The 23,768-nt window shown below is 68.7% G+C and carries 18 protein-coding genes and 2 pseudogenes; 11 read left to right on the top strand and 9 right to left on the bottom strand.

All coding sequences use genetic code 11. The features are described 5' to 3' along the window. Positions 1–88: 88 nt before the first annotated feature. From EV186_RS11910 to EV186_RS11880, 7 genes are all read right to left on the bottom strand, one after another. Complete coding sequence (locus tag EV186_RS11910; RefSeq protein ID WP_133849293.1) at positions 89–2,677, bottom strand: ATP-binding protein; 2,589 nt, start codon at positions 2,675–2,677, stop codon at positions 89–91. After that, entirely contained in the window at positions 2,677–3,084 is a 408-nt protein-coding gene (locus EV186_RS11905; RefSeq protein WP_133849292.1) for a hypothetical protein, read from the bottom strand. Before EV186_RS11905 ends, EV186_RS11910 begins: the two co-directional genes overlap by 1 nt. 6 nt (positions 3,085–3,090) lie before the next feature. Continuing rightward, positions 3,091–3,342 (bottom strand): hypothetical protein, encoded by a 252-nt coding sequence (locus tag EV186_RS11900; protein ID WP_133849291.1) that lies wholly within the window; start codon positions 3,340–3,342, stop codon positions 3,091–3,093. Continuing rightward, the gene (locus EV186_RS11895) at positions 3,339–4,274 is read right to left on the bottom strand and encodes a hypothetical protein (protein WP_133849290.1); all 936 of its coding nucleotides are present in this window, start codon (positions 4,272–4,274) and stop codon (positions 3,339–3,341) included. Before EV186_RS11895 ends, EV186_RS11900 begins: the two co-directional genes overlap by 4 nt. 260 nt (positions 4,275–4,534) lie before the next feature. Continuing rightward, the gene (locus EV186_RS11890; protein WP_166659133.1) at positions 4,535–5,413 is read right to left on the bottom strand and encodes a ketoacyl-ACP synthase III family protein; all 879 of its coding nucleotides are present in this window, start codon (positions 5,411–5,413) and stop codon (positions 4,535–4,537) included. A gap of 297 nt (positions 5,414–5,710) precedes the next feature. Next, complete coding sequence (locus tag EV186_RS11885; protein WP_133849288.1) at positions 5,711–6,118, bottom strand: hypothetical protein; 408 nt, start codon at positions 6,116–6,118, stop codon at positions 5,711–5,713. 582 nt (positions 6,119–6,700) lie between these two features. Then, positions 6,701–7,726, bottom strand: coding sequence for a LacI family DNA-binding transcriptional regulator (locus EV186_RS11880; RefSeq protein ID WP_243753981.1), 1,026 nt, complete (start codon positions 7,724–7,726; stop codon positions 6,701–6,703). A gap of 123 nt (positions 7,727–7,849) precedes the next feature. On the opposite strand from EV186_RS11880, the gene EV186_RS11875 reads away from it, so the two are divergent. The 11 genes and pseudogenes from EV186_RS11875 to EV186_RS11825 all read left to right on the top strand — a co-directional run bounded on the left by EV186_RS11875 (position 7,850) and on the right by EV186_RS11825 (position 20,579). Then, a complete protein-coding gene (locus EV186_RS11875; RefSeq protein ID WP_243753980.1) occupies positions 7,850–9,343 on the top strand; it encodes a sugar ABC transporter ATP-binding protein in 1,494 nt (497 codons plus the stop codon). After that, complete coding sequence (locus EV186_RS11870) at positions 9,340–10,395, top strand: ABC transporter permease (RefSeq protein ID WP_166659132.1); 1,056 nt, start codon at positions 9,340–9,342, stop codon at positions 10,393–10,395. The genes EV186_RS11875 and EV186_RS11870 overlap by 4 nt, the downstream gene beginning before the upstream one ends. Beyond that, the gene (locus EV186_RS11865) at positions 10,388–11,380 is read left to right on the top strand and encodes an ABC transporter permease (protein ID WP_133849286.1); all 993 of its coding nucleotides are present in this window, start codon (positions 10,388–10,390) and stop codon (positions 11,378–11,380) included. Before EV186_RS11870 ends, EV186_RS11865 begins: the two co-directional genes overlap by 8 nt. Next, the gene (rhaS, locus tag EV186_RS11860; protein ID WP_133849285.1) at positions 11,377–12,456 is read left to right on the top strand and encodes a rhamnose ABC transporter substrate-binding protein; all 1,080 of its coding nucleotides are present in this window, start codon (positions 11,377–11,379) and stop codon (positions 12,454–12,456) included. The genes EV186_RS11865 and rhaS overlap by 4 nt, the downstream gene beginning before the upstream one ends. A gap of 11 nt (positions 12,457–12,467) precedes the next feature. After that, positions 12,468–13,634: an L-rhamnose isomerase gene (rhaI, locus tag EV186_RS11855; protein WP_133849284.1), complete on the top strand. Its 1,167-nt coding sequence runs from the start codon at positions 12,468–12,470 to the stop codon at positions 13,632–13,634. Next, the gene (locus tag EV186_RS11850) at positions 13,634–15,658 is read left to right on the top strand and encodes a bifunctional aldolase/short-chain dehydrogenase (RefSeq protein ID WP_133849283.1); all 2,025 of its coding nucleotides are present in this window, start codon (positions 13,634–13,636) and stop codon (positions 15,656–15,658) included. The genes rhaI and EV186_RS11850 overlap by 1 nt, the downstream gene beginning before the upstream one ends. Positions 15,659–15,669: 11 nt before the next feature. Continuing rightward, positions 15,670–17,013 carry a rhamnulokinase gene (locus EV186_RS11845; RefSeq protein WP_133849282.1) on the top strand — a complete coding sequence of 448 codons (1,344 nt, stop codon included), beginning with the start codon at positions 15,670–15,672 and terminating at the stop codon, positions 17,011–17,013. Between the two features lie 31 nt (positions 17,014–17,044). Then, on the top strand, positions 17,045–17,818 hold the full coding sequence (locus tag EV186_RS11840) for an alpha/beta fold hydrolase (RefSeq protein ID WP_133849281.1): 774 nt from the start codon (positions 17,045–17,047) through the stop codon (positions 17,816–17,818). Positions 17,819–18,432: 614 nt separating this feature from the next. Next, positions 18,433–18,894, top strand: coding sequence for a hypothetical protein (locus EV186_RS11835; protein ID WP_133849280.1), 462 nt, complete (start codon positions 18,433–18,435; stop codon positions 18,892–18,894). A 442-nt stretch (positions 18,895–19,336) separates the two neighbouring features. Continuing rightward, positions 19,337–19,588, top strand: a pseudogene (locus EV186_RS11830) (helix-turn-helix domain-containing protein); the annotation flags it as partial. Positions 19,589–19,772: 184 nt separating this feature from the next. Beyond that, on the top strand, positions 19,773–20,579 hold the full coding sequence (locus tag EV186_RS11825) for a Fe(II)-2OG oxygenase family protein (protein ID WP_133849279.1): 807 nt from the start codon (positions 19,773–19,775) through the stop codon (positions 20,577–20,579). A gap of 414 nt (positions 20,580–20,993) precedes the next feature. Here the strand turns inward: EV186_RS11825 and EV186_RS11820 are convergent, their stop codons facing one another. Together EV186_RS11820 and EV186_RS11815 are read right to left on the bottom strand one after the other, a co-directional pair. Then, positions 20,994–22,715, bottom strand: a complete 1,722-nt coding sequence (locus EV186_RS11820; RefSeq protein WP_166659131.1) for a DUF4209 domain-containing protein — start codon at positions 22,713–22,715, stop codon at positions 20,994–20,996. A 103-nt stretch (positions 22,716–22,818) separates the two neighbouring features. After that, positions 22,819–23,574 (bottom strand): annotated as a pseudogene (locus EV186_RS11815) (IS110 family transposase); the annotation flags it as partial. Between the last annotated feature and the right edge of the window lie 194 nt (positions 23,575–23,768).

The raw sequence follows: 23,768 nt of genomic DNA, 5'->3' as shown, positions 1-23,768 counted from the left end.
CATTTCGGCGCCGTGGCCAGTCGGCGGGGGAGACGCCCGAGGCACCTGCTGATGCGTTGGATCGGGCGGACGGCGCTCGGTGCGCTGGTCATGGACGCCTGCCCTGGTGTTCGGCAGCATCCACCGGCCCGGCGTCCTCCGCAGTTGGCGTGCTTGTTGCGTCTGCGGTGTCCTCGGCAGCGTCGGTGGACAACGCGTTGGCGATCCATTGGGTCAGCCGGTCGAACTGCACGGGCGCGAGCCGACCGTTGCGATCGCGCATGATGCACTGCCCCGTGCTCAGCGAACGCTGCATCTGCCGCAGCCGGGGTCCAGGTTCTGGCCGTCCGAGCAGGGCCGCTTGGGCGTCTTGTTCGGCCGTGCTGACCGCGCGGAAGGCAAACGACATGACCAGTTGCTCGGTGAGTCCGGTGAGCTGCGCGAGGTCATGTGCGGCCTGGGTGTCCAGCAGTAGCCACACCTGCAGCGCACGGCCGGTCCGCGCAAGCCACTCGACGAACGCCTTGCCCTCCGGGTAGCCGGTGATCAGGTGCAGCTCCGTCAGGGCCACTAGCTTCTTCAACGCGCGAACGTTGCGGGACTGCTGCAGCCCGTAGGACAAGGCCATGCGGAAGGTGGTGATCGAGCATCGCTCGGTCACGGTCCACTTGTCCGGATCCGGGTTGTGGCGGGGCAGATCGAGGCCGGCCAGGCCCAGGTAGACCAGGCCGCGACCAGTCATCAGCGGCAGCGAATTCTCCGCCAGGGGACCGAGCACAGCGCGCAACTGCGCCTGCTTCGCCCGCAACGACAAGGTGCGCCCGAGCGCCCGTGCGATCAGATGATCGGGTTGGGTGTCCGGAGTGGACATCAGCTCACCGATCACGGCCTGCGCCGACCACACAGGCTGCGGGAAGTCGCGCAACACCGAGTCGATGGCATGCTCGAGCAGGACCTCGCCGCGGCGGCGGTCGTCCGCGGACAGCGCACCGAGCATGGCGTCCAGGGTCAGCCCGCGCGCATCGTCGGCGGTTGCCGTGAACCGCATCGGATCCATGATCCCGGAGCACCGCTGATCGGTGACGTCGACGGCCTGCACCGGAACGCGCAGGAGCTGCTCCGCGACGCGGAGGATGCCGCGTAGATCTCCCTTCGGATCGACCAGGAGCGACCACGCACCCTCGGCGAGGGCACCGAGGATCGCCAGCGACACCGCGGTGGACTTGCCCGCGCCCGACATGCCGGTGAACGACACGCTCGTCGGCCGCGTCCGGTCGGTCTCCGCCCGGGACACGATGTGGCACTGCACCGGTCCTGGCGTGGAGCCCAGGTTCGCTCCAAGGTAGGGGCCGGTGTCATCGCCGACCGCGGAGCCACCGTGAAACCACGAACCCGCGAGGGTCCGCATCGGCTGGTCCTGACCGAACGCGGGGACGCGGACCTTGTCACCGGGGAGCAGTTCGCGCCACAACAGGTCCTGCAGGTTGCGGGCAACCTCCAGCTGCACGATCCCGGTGTAGCGGTGCCGGACCGCGGCTATCAGGTCCTCGAGCTCGTCCGGGGAACCGGCGTCGACGACCCAGCGCGCGTGGTTGGTGGTCAGCACATCGAGCCGGCGCTGCACCTCGCGACGTCGCATGTTCAACGTGTCGTCCGCGTCGACGATCTCCAAGGGCACCTGCGCGCCCTGAGCGCTGGCCTCGCGGGCCTGCGACCGAGTCAGCTTCCGTCCGGCGTCCAACAGAGCGATCGACTCGGCCTGGCCGTGATTCACACCTCGGACCGAAGCCTCAACGCGGCCGTCGAACTCGGTGAGGATCTCCAGCCATTCCCCGCCCGGAATCTCCAACTCGGACACGGGGAACCCGTTGGTCGCCGGCACCAGGATCGACACGAAGCGGCGTTCACCGGTCTTCAGGTCGGTGACGACGACGTAGCGAGGCGACTCCCGCGGATCAACGCTGCCCTGCGCCAAATCCACCAGCACCGGCCCCGCCAGCGCCTCGTCGCTGGGCACCGTCACATTCGCGCGCCGGATCTCCCGCGCGAACGACCACGCGATCAGCGACGCCGGGGCTGGAGTCGCCCGCAGCTCGCAGTTGGCCGCCTGCTCGAACCACCGCTCGACCGCCGGCATCACGAAGTCCAGGCGGGAACGGGCATCACGGTGCAACTGCCGTTGCGACCACATTTGTTCACGCAGCTTGGCCCGGAAGACCCGCCCAGCACGACGGCCCGCTGTCCCGATAGATCCGGCGGCGCCGACGTCAGGAAGCAGGTCAGCCTCCCGCCACCGCACACCCAGCAGAACGACCCGCCGTCGGAAATGACCTTCCCGTGCGTTGCGTGCGATCCGCTCCGTTCCCACCGCGATGTAGTTGTCCGCTCCCGGGGCGCGCACACTGTGGACCTGATCCCAACTGGCCACATAGGACTCCGGTTCGTGCCGAGCCCACACGACCTTCAGGTGGTATTCCGCTCCCGCGGGAAGTAGACCGGCCATCGCCTGCGCGGTTCGCCACGTCGCGGTCTCGATGTCGGGTTCTTCGAGCAGGAATGAGGATGCCGAGGGAATCTGGACCCACACCCATACGGCGTCGTCGGTGACCTGGACACCGCGGGCGAACACCCGTGGCGTGACCAACGGGGTGCGACTGTCCCGCTCCAGTTGGGCTCGGGTGTAGCGAGCCTTGCTCATCAGCCACCTCCGGGCGGAACAAGCTCGGCGTGAACGGCCACGCTCAGCACCTGCGCAGGCCGATCCGTGGCCATGCGGAGCAGGGGGTTGTCGATCACGCGCCGCCGTCGAGGTGCTCGAACCCTGAGCGCGTCCAGCCAACCAATGAGATGCATCAGGCCGGTGTCGTCCAAGCGAGTACCCAGGACGACGAATCCGGCCACTGGGCCGACATAGAGTAACGGGCCCAACTCCGTCAACGGGCTGAGTCCACAGAGGAACAACACGGGAGCCCACATACCGGTCGCCGCGGCGCCCACCGCGAGCTTGTTCCGCGCCACTCCCTGACCCAGCGGGCGGTGGAACAACTCGTACTGCCTGGTCTCGAACCGCAGATGTTGCGTGTCGGTCGGCAACTGCATGGCCATCGTGAGTCACCCGCCGCCTGCGAACATCGACCACAACGTGCTGAGCAAGCTTCTGGTCTGGTCGGGCAGATACGCGAACCCGAACACCGGAACGGCGGCGAGGAAGCAGGTCACGATCTTGCCGTAGCGTTCGTCCGCGAACGCCGCGAGCGCCCGGAAGGCCAAGATCACCAGGATGAAGCTGCCGATGATCCCGAGCGCCACATGCGCCAGCGCAGCGCCGGAATCCGAGTTCAACGCCCCTTGCGCGACGATCACAGCGTCCCCCAATCCCCGGTGATCGACTGCAGCAGCCAGCGGTCGTCTTGCCAGCGCAGGTCGATCCGATACGCGCACGTCAACATGGCCGCAGGCGCAGAAGACCCCGCGTCGTTCACCAGCTGCCAGACGACAGTTGCAACACCCGTCCGAGTCCGCGCATCCGCGCTGGCCGGTGCGACCTGCCAGCTCGTGACCGCGTGCAACGACGCCACACCACCGAGACCGGTGAATCGGGTGCCCGGCGCGCGCACAAACTCGAGATCGCCGGTGCCGTAAGCGGTCAGCAACCGGACGACGGCGTCCCTGGTGGACTCTGCGAAGGCCGCGTCGCCGGTGTCCGATCGCCTCTGTACTACCGGTGCGGTGGCGGGCGGCGACCCGACCAGTGCGGGCAATCCCGTGAGCACGAACCGCGCATCCCGCCACGCCAACGCGACGGTCAGCATCACCCACCGAGAGCGCCCCAACGGCCAGGTCGAGATCGAGGGATTCTTCGCGGACGGCGTCGTCGTCGCCGGTGCGGTCGTGCTCGCTGACGCACCAGGATCGGTTCCGGACGTGGTGTCACCGACGACTGGCAGGGAGCTGACGCGGGTGTTGACCGTGACCAGCGCGGCGTCCGGCGCGATACGCAACACCGCCACGGCGGCCGCGCTGTCGGCCCATTGACGGCCGACACCGTTCCACCCATCGACGGGCTGCGATTGCTGCGGGTTTGCCTGCGGCGGCGATGGTGCAAAGCGAGCCGACACGGTCGGACGTTCGGATCGGTCAGCCTGGCTCCACGTCAGGTAGTCCGTCGCCGTTACGACAGCGGCTGCACGAAAGTCGGCGTCTGCCGGACCGTGCGGGCTGACCGGCCCGCTCGGGTGTACCCAGCCGATGACCTGCGCCACGATGGTGCAAGCGCCGACCAACACGACGACCACCAAGCCAAGGATGCTTCCTGTTCGCCGGGCACGACGAAGCCACGGCTCAGCCGGTGGTCGGGCCATCACGGCCCAGCCAGAGACAGGCGATGCGGTTCGGCCATGTCCTGGCGGTCGATGCAACGACAGAACTGGTATCCGATCAGTTGGCGGACAGGATCCGCCGAGGCGAGCTCCTCCAGCCATAGGCGCCTGACGCCCGGCTGCCGGACGAGGTCGCAGTCGAGACGCTCCGGGTTGGCGAGCCTGATTCCTTCTCATCACGCGCTCGACGACGAAATCGGATCACGCGTGAACTCGAGAACAGCTGCGGTCCAGGTCATGCCAACGCCACTGGACACCAACACAACCGAGTCACCCAAGCCAACCATCTTGTTGGACCACAGGTGATGCAGGGCAACAACGTTGTCCGCCGCCCCCAGGTGGCCGAACCGCAACCCCAGGTCCACCAAGGTTCGCGACCGTGGGATCTGCAACGGATCGAGGTACTGCTCGCGCATGATCTTCTCGCCGAAGAACGGCAGCAGAACCCACCGCGCGTCGAGTAGGCCGATGCCCGCATCCGCCAACGCTTGACCCACAACGCGTCGAACAGCGCGAACCGATCGCTGCACGACGACCTCCGGTCCGCCATGACTTGCGAACCAGCTGCGTTTCCGCGAGCGGAGATCCAGCGGCGCAACGCCGTCGACCGGATCGCGAACCGTGCGACGATTCAAGCCCTCCAGGCTGGTATCGGCCACCGTCGCCACCGACCGCACTCGTGCGATCCCAGGTGCGCGACTCAACACCAGAGCGGCACCGGCGTCCCCATAGACGACGCCGAAGTCCGCGGTGAGCCGAGGAAACCTCGGCTCAGCGAACTGCTCGCCAGCGGTCACCAGCGCGTCACCGACATCGTCGCGGCTCTGAAGCACGCTTGCAGCCAACTCGAGAGCCAGACCCATGCTGTTTGACATGGCGTTGATCTCGGCAACCATCCCGGCCGGCAAATTCAGCTGCCGGTGCATCGAACAGGCAACGCTGTAAAAATCGCCGCGTTCCCACATGCTCGAGTGGAGATGAAGGCCTACCTGACTGGTGCGATCATGCGAGCCGTATGAACTTTCCAAGGCTTGTCGAGCCGCAGCGACCGCCATGCTGGCTCCGGACTGTGCAGACACTGCGACTGACGGCGCGCATGGCGAGCCGGCGGAGGTTGCAGTGTCACCTCCCTTGCCCGCGCGAGCCGAGGTCACATTCCCGATCTCCACGCCGAACCCACGAATGTTGGTTTCCGTGCACCGCACAATGCCTCCCGTATCGGCATGTAATGCTCGCAGGAAACGGAAGTGCGCGTTCCTCCATGCCGGTAGCTGCTGTTCCCATGGCGGCTTGGCCAGTGAATCGAATGGGAAGCTATCAGCAGGCATTCGGCGAGTCGAATGATAGTGGCGCTAGCGACCCACGGTTCTCTGATTTATCAGAATTCCCCAGAGGAACACATTTCGCAAGAAGCTTTGCTGGAGAATTGACGGCTCAGCGTGCTGGCAACGTGGGTCCGCAACAACCACCAACCCGACGATCCCGCAGCGCGAGCTGCGTGTTGGGGCGTTCATGATCCAGTCGATGTCGCCTGGTGGCCACAGAGTCATCGCTGTCGCGGACCGGGACCATCGCACACCGACGAGGTTCAGCCCAGTCAGATCGGCAGCACGCAAGTCTGCCCCGGTGAAGTCGTCGATCAGTCCTTCCAGTCGGGCGACGTGCTGAATGGTGATGGTCGCTGGGTCCAGCCAGGACGTGTCCACCGTCGTCGTGCCGTTGATCGTGCGCAGCAGCTTTCCGGTCCGGAAGCGCGCCACCCCTGCACAACAACATTAGGGACAGTCCACGAGCGCGAGTACGGCAGAGGTTGATGTCGCGGTCGAGCGCGGGGTCACGGTCGAGCGCGAGGTCGCAGTTCAAGGTCGCAGTCGCGAGCGTGGGCGTGAGCGCGGGTGAGGAAGCAGGCGAGGTCGCGGGTGAAGCCGCGGGCGCTCTCGAGGTCGACGACGTGACCGAGGGCTGCGGGATCGGTTGGGGTCGAGGTCGCGGGCGCGGTCGAGGATGCCGATCAGGGCACGGTCGAAGACGCGGGTGCGGGCCCGATCGCGGTCGAGGTCGCAGGCGAAAACGACGCCATTGAGCGCGACGGGACCGGCGCGTCGACCTGGCCGAGTTCCCTTGCCGTGAACCTGCCCAACCACGACCCGGAGTGCCTCGGCTTCGGGTATACAACCGAGGCGAGCATCGCGTTGTTCGCCAAGCCCGCGACGCCTACACCGGCGAGCTGCTCGTCGTCATCGCTCCCCAGGACCTGGCGTCGTTGAAGGTTTGCGACGAACTCGGGTTCGCCACCTGCAGGCAGGTGCGGGTGTTCGGCGACCTGTGCAACCTCTACGCGCTCACCATCTCAGCGTCGTCATCGTGGTCGAGGCGCGGACGACCAGTTCCGGCTGGAACTGTACGTGCCGGTGCTCGTGCGCTGGCTCGCCGGACGCCTCCTCGAGCAACAACTGCGCCGCGGTCCGGCCGAGCAGCTCGCGCGGCTGGCGCACCGAGGTCAGCGGGACGGCCGCGGCGGCGGCGAACTCGATGTCGTCGTAGCCGACCACCGCCAGGTCGTCGGGGACGCGCAAACCCTGCTGGGTCATGGCTTGCAGCAGCCCGAGGGCCAGCAAGTCGTTGGCGCAGAAGGCAGCCGTGGGTCGGCGCGCCGAGGGCAGGCCGACCAGGCGCTCGCCTGCCCGGCGTCCCTCGGCCACTTGCAGCGCGGAAGTCTCCAGCACGGTCAACGGCGGCAACCCCGCGCGGGCCAGCGCGCGCGCCGCGCCCTCGTGGCGGTCGCGCACCTGCTGGATGGAGAACGGCCCGCCGATCATGGCGATCCGTTCGTGGCCGCTCTCGATCAGGTGTGTGGCGGCCAGGTCGCCACCGAGGACGTCGTCGACGGCGACCGAGCACTGCGCCGCGTCCTGGGCGCCGCGGTCCACGAGCACCACCGGTGTGCCCTGGCGCTGCAGCTGCGCCGCGTACTCGTTGTCCTGCTCGATCGGCGTGATCAGGATGCCCTGCACGCGTTGTTCGTGCAGCAGCTCCAAGTTCTCGCGCTCGCGCTCGGCGTTCTCGTCGCTGTTGAGCAGGTACACGGCGAGCCCGGCCTCGCGCGCCGCGTGCTCGACCCCGCGCGCCACGTCGGTGAAGAACGGGTTCCCCGCGTCCAGCACGACGTAGGCGATCGCTCGGCTGCGCCCGGCCCGCAGTTGGCGCGCCGACTCGTTGCGCACGAAGCCCAGCTCCGCGATCGCCGCCTCGACCCGCAGGCGGGTGGGCGCCGCGACCCGTTCGGGCCGGTTCAGCACGTTCGACACGGTCCCGTTGGACACGCCCGCGCGCAGCGCCACGTCGCGGATGCTGACCGGCTGGGCCACGGATGCTCCTCGCGGAAGTTGAAACGTGTCAACGGACTGTAACCCAGCTATTGACACGTTGCGTCGAAGTTGCGACGCTTCTTCCACCCGATGAATTGAAACGTTTCAATCCACGGAGGTGCCGTGCGGGCAGTCGTGAGCCTGACCGAGGTGAGCAAGTCGTTCGGCGCGGTGCGCGCGCTGAGCGGCGTCACGCTGGAGCTCTTCCCCGGCGAGGCGCACGCCCTGCTCGGCGAGAACGGTGCGGGCAAGTCCACCCTGATCAAGACGCTCGCCGGGGTGCACCGCCCGGACGCCGGGCAGGTCGTCGTCGACGGCGTGCCGCGCCGGTTCGCGGGCCCGGCCGACGCGCTGGCCGCCGGGATCGCGATCATCTACCAGGAGCCGACGCTGTTCGGCGACCTCACGGTGGCGGAGAACGTCTTCATGCGCCGCCAGCCGCTCGGGGCCGGCCGCCGGATCGACGTCCGCGCCATGCACCGGCGGACCGAGGAGCTCTTCGACCGCCTCGGCGTCCGTCTCGACCCGGCGCGGCCGGCCAGCGGACTGTCCATTGCGGACCAGCAGCTCGTCGAGATCGCCAAGGCGCTGTCGTTCGACGCGCGGGTGATCGTCATGGACGAGCCGACGGCGGCGCTCTCGGCGCCCGAGGTGCGGCGCCTTTTCGGGGTGGTGGAAGCACTGCTGGCCCAGGACACCGCTGTGCTCTTCGTGTCGCACCGGCTCGACGAGGTGTTCGCCTTGTGCCACGGGGCGACCGTGTTGCGCGACGGCGCCTACGTCTGGTCCGGTGCGCTTGACGGCGAGACGCCCGACGCGCTCGTGCGCCGCATGGTCGGCCGCGAGCTCTCCCAGCTCTACCCCAAGCAGGACACCGCACCCGGCGACGTGCTGCTGGACGTGCGGCGCCTGACCCGCGAAGGCGTGTTCACCGACGTGTCGTTCGAGGTGTGCGCGGGCGAGATCGTCGCGCTCGCGGGCCTGGTCGGCGCGGGGCGCAGCGAGGTCGCCCGGGCGATCTTCGGCATCGACCGGCCGGACGCGGGACGGGTCTTCGTGCGCGGGCTGCCGTTGCGCCCGGGCTCGCCGACCGCGGCCATGGCCGCCGGCATCGGCTTCGTGCCGGAGGACCGGCGCCAGCAGGGCCTGGTGATGGACGCGTCGATCGAGCGCAACATCGCGCTCGCCTCGCTCGCCCGCATCTCCAGGGCGGGGCTGCTCGGCCGCCGCGGGGAGCGCTCGCTGGCCCGCGACTGGGCGGTGAAGCTGCAGCTCAAGTTCGCGCGCCTGTCCGATCCCGTGTCGGTGCTGTCCGGCGGCAACCAGCAGAAGGTCGTGCTGGCCAAGTGGCTGTCGCGCCGGCCGGCCGTCTTGATCGTCGACGAGCCGACCCGCGGCATCGACGTCGCCACCAAGGCCGAGGTGCACCGGCTGTTGTCCGAGCTGGCGGCCGACGGCGTCGCGGTGCTGATGATCTCCTCCGAGCTGCCGGAGGTGCTCGGGATGGCCGACCGCGTGCTCGTCATGCACGAGGGACGGCTGGTCGAGCAGCTCTCGCGCGCCGAGGCGACCGAGGAGCGGGTCGCGCTGGCAGCGGCCGGTCAGGTCGCGTCGTGACCGCGCAGGTGGACGTGGCCGCCGCCGAGGTGCCCCGCCGCACGGCCGCGCGCAGGCTGGCCACCCGCATCGGGCGGGTGCGGGAGCTGGGCATCGTCGTCGCGTTGGCACTCGTCGTGGTGCCGACGGCCATCGCGAACCCGCGGTTCGTCCAGCCGCAGTCCATTCAGGACCTGCTGCTCAACGCCTCGATCGTCGCGCTGCTCGCGGTCGGGCAGACGATGGTGGTCGTCACCCGCAACGTGGACCTGTCCGTGGGGTCGGTGCTCGGGCTCTCGGCTTTCCTGACCGCCCAACTGGTTGCCGATCACCCGGGCTTGCCGATCATCGCCGGCATCGCGTTCGGCGTGCTCGTCGGCGCGGTGTGCGGGGTGCTCAACGGCGCGGCCGTCGCGGTCGGCAACGTGCCGAGCCTGGTCGTCACGCTGGGCACGCTGTACGTCTTCCGCGGTGTCGACTTCGCCCTCGCCCACGGCCGCCAGATCAACGCCGCCAACCTGCCCGACGCCCTGCTCGAACTGGGCAGCGCCAAGGTCGTCGGCATCCCGGTCCTCGTGATCGTCACGCTCATGGTGGTCCTGCTGGCCGCCACGCACCTGCGCTCGTACCGGTCCGGCCGCGAGCTGTACGCCATCGGCTCCAACCCGGACGCCGCCGTGCTCGCCGGGATCCCGGTGGGACGCAGGGTGTTCGGCGCGTTCGTCCTCTCCGGACTGATCGCCGGGCTCGCGGGGTCGATGTGGGTCGCGCGCTACGGCACGGTCGACGCGGCCGCGGGCACCGGGCTCGAGCTGCAGGTCGTCGCCGCGGTCGTGGTCGGCGGCGTCGCGATCTTCGGCGGTTCCGGCACGGTCGTCGGCGCCGCGCTCGGCGCGCTGCTGCTCGGCACCATCACCAGTTGCCTGGTCGTGCTGCGCATCCCGGCGTTCTGGCAGCAGGCCATCAGCGGCGCGTTGCTGCTCGTCGCGATCACCGTCGACCGGCTGCTCGCGCTTCGCCTGAGCAGGGCCTTGCGCCGGATCAACGCCGAACGGGGAGGCGACGGTGGCTGACCGGGTGCGTGGCGCGCTGCGCTGGGAGACCGCGCTGGTGGTCCTGCTGATCGCCGTCGGGCTGGTCGGGCAGGTCAGCACGAGCGGCGAGTTCCTGTCCGGCGACAACCTCTTCTACCTCGGCCTGGACATCGGCGAGATCGCGTTGATCGCGTTGCCGCTCACGCTCGTGATCGTCGCCGGGGAGATCGACCTCTCCGTCGCGTCGGTGCTCGGCCTCTCCAGCGCGCTGATCGGCTGGCTGTGGAACGCGGGCTGGTCGCTGGAGGTGATCCTTCCGTTCGTGATCGCCGTCGGCGCGGTCTGCGGCGCGGTCAACGGCCTGCTCGTGACGCGGCTCGGGCTGCCGTCGCTCGCGGTCACGATCGGCTCGCTCGCGCTCTACCGCGGGCTCGCGCTCGTCGTGCTCGGCGACACGGCGGTGGCCGATTTCCCGGACAGCTACACGGAGTTCGGCACCACCCCGGTCGCCGGGACCTGGCTGCCGTACCCGATCCTGCTGTTCGCCGTCCTGGCGGTGTTGTTCGCGGTCGCGTTGCACGCCAGCTCGTTCGGCCGCTCGGTGTTCGCGATCGGCGCGAACGAGCAGGGCGCGCGGTTCGCCGGGATCCGGGTCAAGCGGATCAAGCTGATCCTCTTCGTGCTGTCGGGCGCGGTGTCGGCGGTCGCGGGCATCGTCTACACCTTCCGCTTCTCCAGCGCCCGCGCCGACAACGGGCTCGGCCTCGAGCTCGCGGTGGTCGCCGCCGTGCTGCTCGGCGGCGTTTCCATCTTCGGCGGCCGCGGCACGCTCGGCGGTGTCGTCGCGGGCGTGCTCCTGCTCGGCGGCCTGCGCAACCTGTTGATCCTGCGGGATGTCCCGACCGAGATCCTCACCGTCGTCACCGGTTTGTTGTTGCTGCTCAGCGTGCTCACCCCGGCGCTGGTCCGCGCCGTTGCCGGGCGCTTGACCCCTCGAACCCACACGGAAGGGCCACAACCATGACCTCTCGTCGCATGGGCCTGTTCGCGCTCGTGCTCACCGGTGCGCTCGCCTTGTCGGCGTGCGGGGGCACGACGAAGGAGAACACCGACCAGAGCTCGTCGGCCGCCGCGCCCGGGGCCGCCACCGGCGCGGCGAACCCGAACGCGCCGCTCAAGCAGGGCCTCAAGATCACGTTCCTGCCGAAGCAGGTGAACAACCCCTACTTCACCGTCGCGCAGAAGGGCGCCGAGCAGGCGGGGACTTCCTTCGGCGCGCAGGTGAAGGCGACCGGTCCGTCCGACGCGAGCGCGTCGTCGCAGGTCACCTACATCAACACCGCGGCGCAGCAACACCAGGACGCGCTGGTGCTGTCGGCCAACGACGCCAACGCGGTGGCGCCCGCGCTGAAGTCGGCCCGCAAGCAGGGGCTCAAGGTCGTCACGTTCGACTCCGACGCGGCGACCGACGCGCGGGACATCTTCGTCAACCAGGCGTCCACACAGGACATCGGCGCGGGCCAGGTCAAGCTGATCGCGGATGCGCTGGGCGGCAAGGGCGGCGAGATCGCGATCCTGTCGGCGACGCCCAACGCCACCAACCAGAACGCGTGGATCGCGGTGATGAAGCAGGAACTGGCGAAGCCCGAATACGCGAACCTGAAGCTGGTCGAGACCGCCTACGGCAACGACGACGACCAGACGTCGTTCCAGAAGACGCAGGGTCTGCTGCAGGCGCACCCGAACCTCAAGGGCATCATCTCGCCGACCACGGTCGGCGTCGCGGCGGCCGCCAGGTACCTGGATTCCTCCTCGTACAAGGGAAAGGTCGCGTTGACCGGGCTCGGCACGCCGAACCAGATGCGCAAGTTCGTCCAGGACGGGACCGTGAAGTCGTTCGCCCTCTGGGACCCGTCGAAGCTCGGCTACCTCGCCACCTACGCGGCCGCGGCGCTCTCGTCGGGGCAGATAACGGGTGCGCAGGGCGAGAAGTTCAAGGCGGGCGACCTCGGCGAGTACACCGTCGGCGCGAACGGCGAACTGGTGCTCGGCCCGCCGACCGTGTTCACCAAGGACAACATCGGCCAGTTCAACTTCTGACGGGGAGCACCATGACCGACCTCGAACGCGTGCGGTCTGCGTTGCGGGAGCAGCGGATCGAGACGCCGTCGTGGGCGTATGCCAACTCCGGCACCAGGTTCAAGGTGTTCACCCAGCCCGGGGTGCCGCGCACGGCCTACGAGAAGATCGACGACGCCGCCCAGGTGCACAAGTTCACGGGCGTCGCGCCGACCGTCGCCCTGCACATCCCGTGGGACCGGGTCGACGACTACGCCGACCTCGCGGACCACGCCCGCGCGCAGGGGGTCGGGCTCGGCGCGATCAACTCTAACGTGTTCCAGGACGACGACTACAAGCTCGGCAGCGTCACCAACCCCGATCCCGGGATCCGCCGCAAGGCGATCGGGCACCTGCTCGAGTGCGTCGACATCATGGACCAGACGGGGTCCGCCGACCTGAAGCTCTGGTTCTCCGACGGCCTGAACTACCCGGGCCAGGACAACCTGCGGGCCCGGCAGGACCGGATGGCCGAGGCGCTGCACGAGGTGTACGACCGGCTCGGCGAGCACCAGCGGATGTTGCTGGAGTACAAGCTCTTCGAGCCGGCGTTCTACGCCACCGACGTGCCCGACTGGGGCACCGCCTACGCCCACTGCCTCGAACTCGGGCCCAAGGCGCAGGTGGTGATCGACACCGGGCACCACGCGCCGGGCACCAACATCGAGTTCATCGTGGCGTTCCTGCTGCGGGCCGGGAAGCTCGGGGCGTTCGACTTCAACTCCCGCTTCTACGCCGACGACGACCTGATGGTGGGTGCGGCCGACCCGTTCCAGCTGTTCCGGATCATGCACGAGATCGTGCTGGGCGACGCGTTGTCGCCCAGCGCGGGCATCGCGTTCATGCTGGACCAGTGCCACAACATCGAGCCGAAGATCCCCGCGATCATCCGCTCGGTGCTCAACGTGCAGGAGGCGACGGCGAAGGCGTTGCTCGTCGACACCGACGCGCTCGCCACGGCACAGCGCGACGGTGACGTGCTCGCCGCCAACGCGATCCTCATGGACGCCTACAACACCGACGTCCGGCCGCTGCTGGCGGAACTGCGTGCGGACATGGGCCTCGATCCCGATCCGTCCGCCGCCTACAAGCGTTCGGGTTACGGCGAGCGGATCGTGCGTGAACGCGTCGGTGGCGAGGCCGCCGGGTGGGGAGCGTGATGGTCGAGGCGTTGGTCGAGGCTTTGGTCGAGCGGAGCAATCGGCTCGGAGCCGAGCCACGCAACACCAACTACGCCGGTGGCAACACGTCGGCGAAGGGCGTCGGGTCCGATCCGGTCACCGGGTCCGAAGTGGACCTGTTGTGGGTCAAGGGATCCGGCGGCGACCTCGGCACGCTCACCGAGAAGGGTCTCGCGGTGTTGCGCCTGGACCGGTTGCGCGCGCTGGTGGACGTCTACCCGGGCGTCGAGCGCGAGGACGAGATGGTCGCCGCGTTCGACTACTGCCTGCACGGCAAGGGCGGGGCGGCGCCGTCGATCGACACGGCCATGCACGGGCTCGTCGACGCCGCCCACGTCGACCACCTGCACCCGGACGCCGGGATCGCGTTCGCCACCGCCGCCGACGGGGAAGCGCTGACCAAGGCGTGCTTCGGCGACCGGGTGGTGTGGGTGCCGTGGCGGCGCCCGGGTTTCCAGCTGGGCCTGGACATCGCGGCCGTGCACCGCGAGCACCCGGCGGCCATCGGCGTGATCCTCGGCGGTCACGGGATCACGGCGTGGGGCGCGACCAGCGACGAGTGCGAAGCCAACTCCCTGGAGATCATCGAGCGGGCGCAGCGGTACCTTGACGAGCACGGCCGGGCCGACCCGTTCGGCGGCCAAGTCGTCGCTCCGGCCGAGGACCGCCGGACCTGGGCGGCCGAGCTGGCGCCGGTGCTGCGCGGGCTCGCGTCCACCGACCGGCCGCAGGTCGGTCACTTCACCGACAGCGACGTCGTGCTCGAGTTCGTCGGCAGCGCGCGGCTCGCCGAGCTGGCCGCGCTGGGCACGTCGTGCCCGGACCACTTCCTGCGCACCAAGGTCCGGCCGCTCGTGCTGGACCTGCCGCCGACCGCGCCCCTGGACGAGACGATCGCGCGGCTGCGGGAGCTGCACGAGGCCTACCGCGCGGACTACCGCGCCTACTACGAGCGGCACGCCGACGCCGCCAGCCCGCCCATGCGTGGCGCGGACCCGGCGATCGTGCTGCTCCCGGGCGTGGGCATGTTCAGCTTCGGCAAGGACAAGCAGACCGCCCGGGTGGCGGGGGAGTTCTACGTCAACGCGATCAACGTCATGCGTGGCGCGGAATCCGTGTCGTCCTACCGGCCGATCGAGGAACGCGAGAAGTTCCGGATCGAGTACTGGGAGCTCGAGGAGGCCAAGCTCCGGCGGCAGCCGCCGCCGAAACCGCTGGCCGCGCGGGTCGCGTTCGTGACCGGCGGCGGTTCGGGCATCGGGCGGGCGATCGCACGGCGGCTCGCGGCCGAGGGCGCGTGTGTCGTGGTCGCCGACCGGGACGGCGCGGCCGCCGCCGAGGTCGCGGCGGAGCTGGGCTCGGCCGACGTCGCGGTGCCCGTCACCGTGGACGTCACGTCGGCGTCGGCCCTGACCGGGGCGTTCCGCGCGGCGGTGCTGGCGTTCGGCGGGGTGGACCTGGTGGTCAACAACGCCGGGCTGTCGGTGTCGAAGCCGCTCGCGGAGACCACCGAGGCGGACTGGGACCTGCAGCACGACGTCATGGCGAAGGGCTCCTTCCTGGTCGCCAAGCAGGCCGCGAAAGTCATGCGGGCACAGGGGATGGGTGGCGACCTGATCTACATCGCCAGCAAGAACTCCGTGGTCGCCGGGCCGAACAACGTCGCATACGGCGCGGCGAAGGCCGACCAGGCGCACCAGGTCCGGCTGCTCGCGGCCGAACTCGGCGGCGACGGCATCCGGGTCAACGGCATCAACCCCGACGGCGTCGTGCGCGGTTCGGGCATCTTCGCCGGGGGCTGGGGCGCGCAGCGCGCCGCCGTCTACGGCGTGCCGGAGGAGGAGCTCGGCCAGTTCTACGCCCAGCGGACCTTGTTGAAGCGGGAGGTGCTGCCCGAGCACGTGGCCGCCGCCGTTTTCGCCTTGACCGGTGGCGACCTGTCGTTGACCACCGGGCTGCACATCCCCGTGGACGCCGGGGTGGCCGCGGCCTTCTTGCGATGACACAGCCGGCGATGAGGGCGTTCGCGGCCGTCGACCTCGGCGCGTCCGGCGGCCGCGTCATGCGTGGCCTCGTCGGCGCGGGCGACCTGCGCGTGCAGGAGGTGCACCGGTTCCCGAACCGCCCGGTCCCGGTGCGCGGCACGTTGTACTGGGACATCCTCGGGCTGTACCGGGAGGTGCTGGCCGGGCTGCGTGCGACCGGTCCGGTGGCGAGCATCGGCATCGACAGCTGGGCCGTCGACTACGGCCTGCTCGACGCCGACGGCGAGCTGCTCGGCAACCCGGTGCACTACCGCGACGCCCGCACCGACAAGGTGTCCCGCGAGGTCGTCGAGCGGATCGGCGCGGAGGTCCTGTACGAGCGCAACGGGTTGCAGTTCCTGCCGTTCAACACGATCTTCCAGCTCGCCGCGGACACCCGGCTCGCACCCGCGGCGACCGTGTTGCTGATCCCGGACCTGCTGTCGTACTGGCTGACCGGCGAGCTCGGCGCCGAGTACACCAACGCGTCCACCACCGGTTTGCTCGACGTGCGGACCAGGCGCTGGTCGGCGTCGTTGCGCCAGGCCGTCGGCCTGCCCGCGTCGTTGCTGCCCCCGCTGCGCGCGCCGGGCGAGCCGGCGGGGGAGTGGGAGGGCGTGCCGGTGACCGCGGTCGGCTCGCACGACACGGCGTCGGCCGTGGTCGCCGTGCCCGCCGACGGGGACGCGTTCGCCTACATCTCCTGCGGCACTTGGTCCCTCGTGGGCGTCGAGCTGCCGGAGCCGGTGCTGACCGCCGGGAGCCGGGCGGCCAACTTCACCAACGAGGGCGGCGTCGACGGCACGATCCGCTTCCTGCGCAACGTGATGGGCCTGTGGCCGGTGCAGGAGTGCGTGCGCGAGTGGGACGTCCCGCTCGACGGCCTGCTGGCCGAGGCGGCGCGGTTGCCCCGGCGCACGGTGCTCGACGTGGACGATCCGGTCTTCCTGCCGCCGGGGAACATGCCCGAGCGGATCGCCCGGTGGTGCCGTGCGGCCGGCGAGCCGGTTCCGCGCACCCCGGCCGAGACCGTACGGTCCATATTGGACGGTCTCGCGGTGGCGCACCGCAAGGCGATCGAGCAGGCGCAGGCGTTGTCGGGCCGGGCCGTGGACGTGGTGCACATGGTCGGCGGCGGCTCGCGTAACGAGCTGCTGTGCCGGCTGACCGCGGACGAGTGCGGCCTGCCGGTGGTGGCGGGTCCGGCGGAAGCCACGACGATCGGCAACGTGCTCGTCCAGGCCCGCGCGGCGGGCGACCTGCACGGCTCGCTGGCGGATCTGCGCGCGTTGGTCCGCCGTTCTCAGCCGCTGCGCCGCTACGAACCGCGGTGATCTTGTCGGTGTCCGTCGGGATACTGCTCGCATGGCTGAAGACATGCGCACGGTCGAGTCCGCCGACGGCTGCGTGATCGCCTGGTACCCGGGCTCGGGCGTGGGACCGCGGCTGTTGTGCGTCGGCGGTGCGTTCTCGGGGCGCACGCTCTGGGACGGGCTGATCGCGTGCCTGCCGGGCGTGCCGGTCCACGTGGTGGAACGGCGTGGGCACGGCCTCAGTGCGGACCGGCCCGGGTCGGGGCCGGCCGACGAGGTCGCCGACGTGCACGCCGTGCTGCGGGAGATTGGCGAGCCGGTGGTCCTCGTGGGACATTCATCGGGAGCGTTGCTTGCCTTGCGGGCGGCCGTCGACGCGCCGCTCGTGCGCGGTGTCGTCGCTTACGAGCCCCCGCCGCCGCCCCCGATCGCCGGCGTCGAGGACCGGCTCCGCGCACTGCTGGCGGCAGGCGACCGCGCCGGTGCCGTGACCCGGTTCCTGGTCGACGCCGTCGGCATGCCCGAGCGGCTCGCACGTGCGCGGCTCACCGCGCCTGGTGCCGAGTCCGACCTGGCCATGGCCCACACCCTCGTGCACGACGTCCAACTCGCCGAGGAAAGCGTCCCTGCCGAGCCGAGCAATCCCGTTCTCCTGTTGCTGGGCGACCAAAGCCCGCCGCGGATGGCCGACCACCTGCACGCCGTGGCGCAACGCCTACCGCACGCCGTCGTCCGCTCCCTGCCCGGTCAGGCTCACTTCGCCTTGACCGCGGCGCCCGAACTGATCGCACCGCACGTCCTGGAAGCACTCACCACCCGGTTGTGAGGCGGCACCGGTGGCCCACCGGCGCCTTGCGACTCAGCGACGGTGTCCTCGCTACTCAGCCGGATCGGCCGCTGCCGAAATGATCTTGGCGACGAGGCGGCCGCTGCTTGGTGACGCCCTCTAAGGCTTGCGGCTTTCGATCACGAGTTGTTGGGAGGTCCCGGCCAAAGTCGCGGTCCGGCGCACGACTATGTCCGGGATGTCGAGCAAGTCGCTCACGCCAACCGGCTGCTGCCTGGCCAGCTCGGCATCCCCCTTGGAACGAGTGCCCGTTACCTCGCTGGCGGATCATCGGCGATGGCACGAGGCTGAGCGGGACAAGACCAGGTTTGGGTTTCGTCCCAACTTCGCTCATGTTGATGAAACCTTTGCTGGCGCTTCACCGATACAGGCTCCGACGCGGCGGCCGGGTTTGAGGGGCAGTATTGATGAATGCGGGAGGATCCCGTTGGGCGAAGTACGGAAAACTCGGCTCCGTCGTGGCCGTCGCGGCGGCCATCGCGGCTGGCGCGGCCAACATCGACGGGTTCCTTTCGTTGTGGGAAAGGATGTTCGGTGCCACTCAAGCACCCAGCACCTCCCAGGGGGCAGCGACGCCGACTGAGAGGAGCTCGGTGACCGCCGAACCGATCGACACGACGGCAACCACCGCTGAACATCTGGCATCAACGGACAGTTCCCCGCCGGACGTGGAGACCGATGCACCGCGACATCCCCCGCAAGCGCCGGTGACCGTCGCGCCAACTCGAGGCGGCGCCTTAGTGATCACCATTAAGATGGGCAATAGAGGCAAGATCGGGCCTTCCGAATTCAGAGCGGGAGCCACACCGGGTGCGAACGTCGATGTCTACGACGACGTCGGCCAGCTCAGCCAGGGGTGCTACCCCTCATGGGTCCTGACCCGCGGTGGTGTGACGGTGCAGACGTCCCGAAACGAACGGTGTACGTCCGGCGGTATCACGATGTTCAACTTCGGCGATTCGCTGGATGCCCCCGGTAGTTATCGGCTCAGCGTCACGATCACCACCGATAGCGGTCAGGCCGGAACCAGTTCGGTCGCCTTCACGGTGACCTGATCCCGGACAGCGCACGGTTGCCTGTCGCCACTTACGTCGTCAAGGGCTATCAAAGTGTTCGGCCAAACCGATTTAGACACTGGTGTATGTCGGTGGGACGAGGCCGCCGCTGATAGCTACGATCCCAGGGGGAACCCAGACGGCGGGCCAGAGCAGCCCGAGTCCGGGCGGTCCGGCAACGCCGGCGAGAGCGGTTTCTGGGCCGCTCAGCGCTTCGGACAGCAGCTGATGGACCAATTCGACCTCGACGACCGCATCCACGCCACTGCGGTTGCCTGGTACAACCGGCGGCTGGCCAGCGCCACCGACCTGCGGCCTAGTGACATCTGTTGCGGGTCATGAGGTTCGTATCGGTGGGTAGGGGCTGAGACGAGGGGACGGGTCTTCCGGCGCCAGGATGAGAAGTACCACCAACTCGTCCGCCGACTGGAAAGACCCGCCCGTGAGTCACCGTAACGCCCCGTTGTCTGTTGAAGACCGTCGCCGTCTGGTGTGGCGCTGCCGGTCTCGCCCGATCGCGCATGTCGCTGCGGAGATGGGTATCTCCCGGCAGTGCGCGAGCAAGTGGGCCAACCGCTGGCGTCATTTCGGTGAGGCCGGGCTGGCCGACCGGCCCAGCGTGCCGCACCGGCAGCCCACTGCCGCCCCTGCGGAGATAGCGGCCCGCATCGAGCGGCTACGCCGCGATCGCAAACAGGTCCCCGTTCGAGGCAAGATTCGACGGTTCCGACCGATGGCTACGGCGAGTGATGGTGGGCGAGGCCGAATCCTGTGACGCCGGCGCCATACGACGACACGACCTGGAACTCGTCCACGCCTGGTCCAGGAAAGGTGCGACCGTCGCACACGTCAACTACTCCGAAAGGTGAAGAGCTCCGATGGCCACCAGCATTTCGACGCCCCTCATCGCCCCGAGCGGCGAATTCGATTCCACCTTCGTTACGGCAGCAAAATCAGAGCTGGCGAATTCCGGACTGGTTCGAATCGCTCATTTCCCCTCAACGGCTCATGCCTTCGTCGGATTTCTTGCCGCATTCGGCGACCCTCTGCCCTACTATGGAGACGACGCCGGGACCCACCCCGACCACCCGGCCATCTGGCGCGTTAGATACGAGCCCCAGGCGGCAGAAAGGGGCGAGATACACGCGATGGCCGGACCTCTCGAACCCCACTCGTCCCAATCGCTGCGCTGGCCTCGGCCACCGTTCTTCAGCATGTTGATGGTCAGTTCGGGCTGGCAGGACCGCCCGGAAGGCTACAACGGAGAAACACTCGTCGTACGGTGGAGTGACGCCGTCCAGCTCATGCGGTCCGACCCAGCCGGGGCCGCCGCGGTACGCAATCTGTTCACCGATGTGCCATTTCCGGATGGAATCCACCGGTCGATCGCCTACCGGCTCACGAACGCCGCGGACGCGGACGACGTCGGCATACGGATCAAGAGCGGTCTGCTGGACCACCTGCGGTCGACCGCGGCACGCCACCCGGCCACGTCCGCGTTGAAGCGCCTGTCCGAAGCAGCGGCACAGGTCGCGACGCGGGTCACGCTCAGGTCCGGCGACCTGCTCCTCCTCGACAACAATCGTTGGGGGCACGGGAGAGAATCGGTGATCGGATACGAGATCGACGTCGGCGGAGCAGTGAAGCTCAACCCTCGTGAGCTTTGGAGTGCGACAGTCGGCTGACGCGCGCGCGTATGGTCGAGCCGGTCCCGGGATAGTCGCTGCACCCGCGCAAGGGACGCAGCGAGCGCACCGCACTAGTTCCGTTGTACCGCAAGGCTTCTGTAATGACGAAGCGCGCCCGCCTCCACTGCCGAACGACGAGTTGGCGGCTTGCTGCGGCCAGCACGAAACGTCGTGCGGCAAGGAGCACCAGGCGTCCCTGCTCGAGCTGCGCCGCCGCTTGCTCGCCTCGATTGCGTCCGGGGGCTCCGAGAGTTACGAGAACCTCACGCCGTCGTCAGATCATCTCGTTGCAAGATCCATAGCTGCACGACATACGGAATGCCGTACAGCGACCAGGCCTGGCTCACCGGTAGGGTGGCGCGGAGGCCGCGCGCCGGGCCTACGGCGCCTGCTCTTACGGTCCCCTCGGGCTCAGGCGGCGCCCGGGTGCAGGGTCGTGACGTAGAGGGCGGCCTGAATGAGCAGCGCGACTAAGGGGCGCGGGATGTCTTCGAAGAAGCCGTGAGCCAGTTCGTTTCGGATGTTGAACCCCATTGGGCTGGACAGGAGCATCGCGAGGTAGCGGCCCCAGGACTCATCTAAGCCTCGCTTGCCAAGGATTCGCAGGAGAACACCGACGCCGACGTATTTCCCGGGCGTGTTGCTGCGCTGGGTTTGGTAGACCGCCTCATCGAGTCCTCGGGCCAAGTTGCGTAACATCGTCTCGATCTTCGGTGCCAGGAGGTAGGCGCAGGCTTCGTGATCTCCGGACCAGAAGCGCAAGAGTGAGTCGGCCAGCACGCGGGCGATGTCAGGCGTGACGGCAGGTCGCTCAGCGAACAAGCCTTCGAGCTCCTCTCGGCTGGGGTTGTGCCTTGCTCCGATCGCCAGAAGCGCCTGATCGAACAGTGGCGCGCACACCCTCATGGTGAAGGACTCGACGAAGGCGAGCTGCTGCAACTCCCTGTCGTCGTCGTTCTGCGGCTGCCAGCGGGGGAGCCCGTCGCCGCCGAGCATGACCCGGGTGGTCATCGACAACAGCGGTGCTTCCTGTCGAAGGACGTCGACCTGGGCTCGGTTGTTGTCGATGTGCCCGCTGGGTGGGTGGCCGCCGTCTCCACGTGAGAAGTGCAGCAGGCCGGTGCGCCAGTCATGGTCGGCGAAGCGGTCTATCCACTGGTCGATCTTCTCCCTCGGCACGTCGATTGTGCTGCGGAAGCTCTGCATCTCCAGTTCGTCGCTCTCGATGCTTTGGAGTGTTCTGGTTGCTTGATCGGCCATGTCGTTGTGACCGTGGTTGCGGGCGTACTCGATGGCTGGGGTGAGGTGTCCGACCTTCTGTATGCCTGAGGAGTTCTCGGCGGCCGCGAGCCAGATGGCGGCGATCTCCCGATCGATGCGCTCGAGTTCGGCTGTGTCGCCCTTGGCGCGGCGCCGCTGCAGGGTCGCCACTTCGACCTCGATGTGGGGGTCTGCGGCGTAGCGAGCACGTGCGGCCGCGAGGAGGTCGTCGACTTCATCGGGAGGCTTCTTCTCGGCGACCAGTCGATCGACCAACCTCATCGAGACGCCAGGATGCCACTCAGCGTCCTTGATGTACTCGCGGGCGTCGGTGATCATCTGTTCGACCGCGCTCTGGGCCAGGTCGTCGCGTCCCATCTGACGGGCGATGTCGAGTGTGCGAACCAGCGCGAGCGCGCGGTAAAGCGGGATCCAATCTTGCTTGCTCAGCTCCTGGTACGCGACGCAGGCAGGTTCGGCGTGGATGTGCCTAGGCTGTCGGCGGAGCGTGAAGAGGAGGTCGTGCAAGCGCGCGCGAACCGGAGATGATGAGGCACGTTCCGAGACCTTTTCCCAGAGGTCGGCGACCGACGTCGGCAGTGCGCTGGGTGGCGCTGGATACGTTTTCCCGCCGATGGTCCATGCCGAGGCGAACACTGATTCGGCGTCCTCTCCGGCCTCGGACATCCGGTAGTCGAACGCTGTCGCGATGGCGTCGACGTCTGCGGCCTCTCGGTCAGCCTGTAGTGCTCCCGAGATCTCGTGCCAGCCGGCCGTGGCACCTGCCGCGGCCTCGTCTGTCATTGCTGCGAGCGCGGTGATCCGCTCGGGAGAAAGATCGAACTGCAGACTTTCGAACGCCGTACTGGACATCCCGTAGATGATACTGAGGAGGTTGTCCAAGGTCGCGGAATTTTCGGATTCAGGAGCGCGCGCAGCGCTTACGTGCGGTAATCGCATGGAATGTAGGTTCTTGTTTCCGTTGCTGGAGAAGGGTTTTCAAGCTATCCGCCAGCCGTGGAGGGACGGTATCCGCTGCCGTCGTGCCGGGGACGGTGACGGTCTGTTCGTCCAGCGCGGCCAGGATCGCGGCCACGGGCTTGTCACCCATGCGGGGCGCACGGGCGGCGGCGATCGAGGTCAGTTTGCGGCGGCCTGCCTTGCGGATTCTGGCTGGCCCGCCGCAGCGGGACAGGATCTCCAGCGCCGCGGGGTGGGTCACTCGTGGACCAATGGCTCGTTCGAGGGCTGGGTGGAGGCCGGTGAGCAGACCGCGGATGCGGTTGCCGATCCGGGTGGCCTCGCCGGCCAGGTCGTCATCGAACCCGACCAGCATGTCCAACTCAGCCAGGGCGTGGTCGCCGACGTCGACCGGACGCAGCGTGTGCGGCAGCGAGCGTGCGGCGTCGGCGATGATGAAGGCGTCCCGCGCGTCGGTCTTGGCGCGGCCAAGGTAGAGATCGGCGATGCGGCGCATAGCCAGGCCGGGCAGGTAAGCGACCTGGTGGCCAGCGGCGCGGGCGACCGCGACCGGCAACGCCCCGATCGTCGCTGGTTGATCGACCACCACCAGCAACGTCCCGTGGACGGCGAGCTTGTCGAACAGCGCCCGCAGCTTCGGCTCGCTGTTGGGCAACGGCCCATCGTGCAGCCGCTTGCCGACTGGGTCCAGACCGACCGCGTGGTGCTCACTCTTGCCGACATCCAAGCCGAGGGGACACACCGACGTCATACCCGACCTGGCGACCACAGCTCTTGATCGAGAGCCATGTAGAAGGTAACGGGGGAGAGAGCGAGGCCTACTTCGGCCGTGGTCTCGACCACGGCGGGGTTGATCTTGTCGGCGCGTTCGGCGTCCGCGGACCGGACGATGAGGGCATTGTGGGAGTGTGGTGCAGGAGCGCGGCGGCCATCTGAGGCTGCGGG

This window comes from Labedaea rhizosphaerae, from assembly GCF_004362825.1.
In the GTDB taxonomy this organism is placed as follows: Bacteria; Actinomycetota; Actinomycetes; order Mycobacteriales; family Pseudonocardiaceae; genus Labedaea; species Labedaea rhizosphaerae.
Note: the sequence above shows the minus strand (reverse complement) of the source record. Positions and strands in the feature narration are given on the sequence as shown.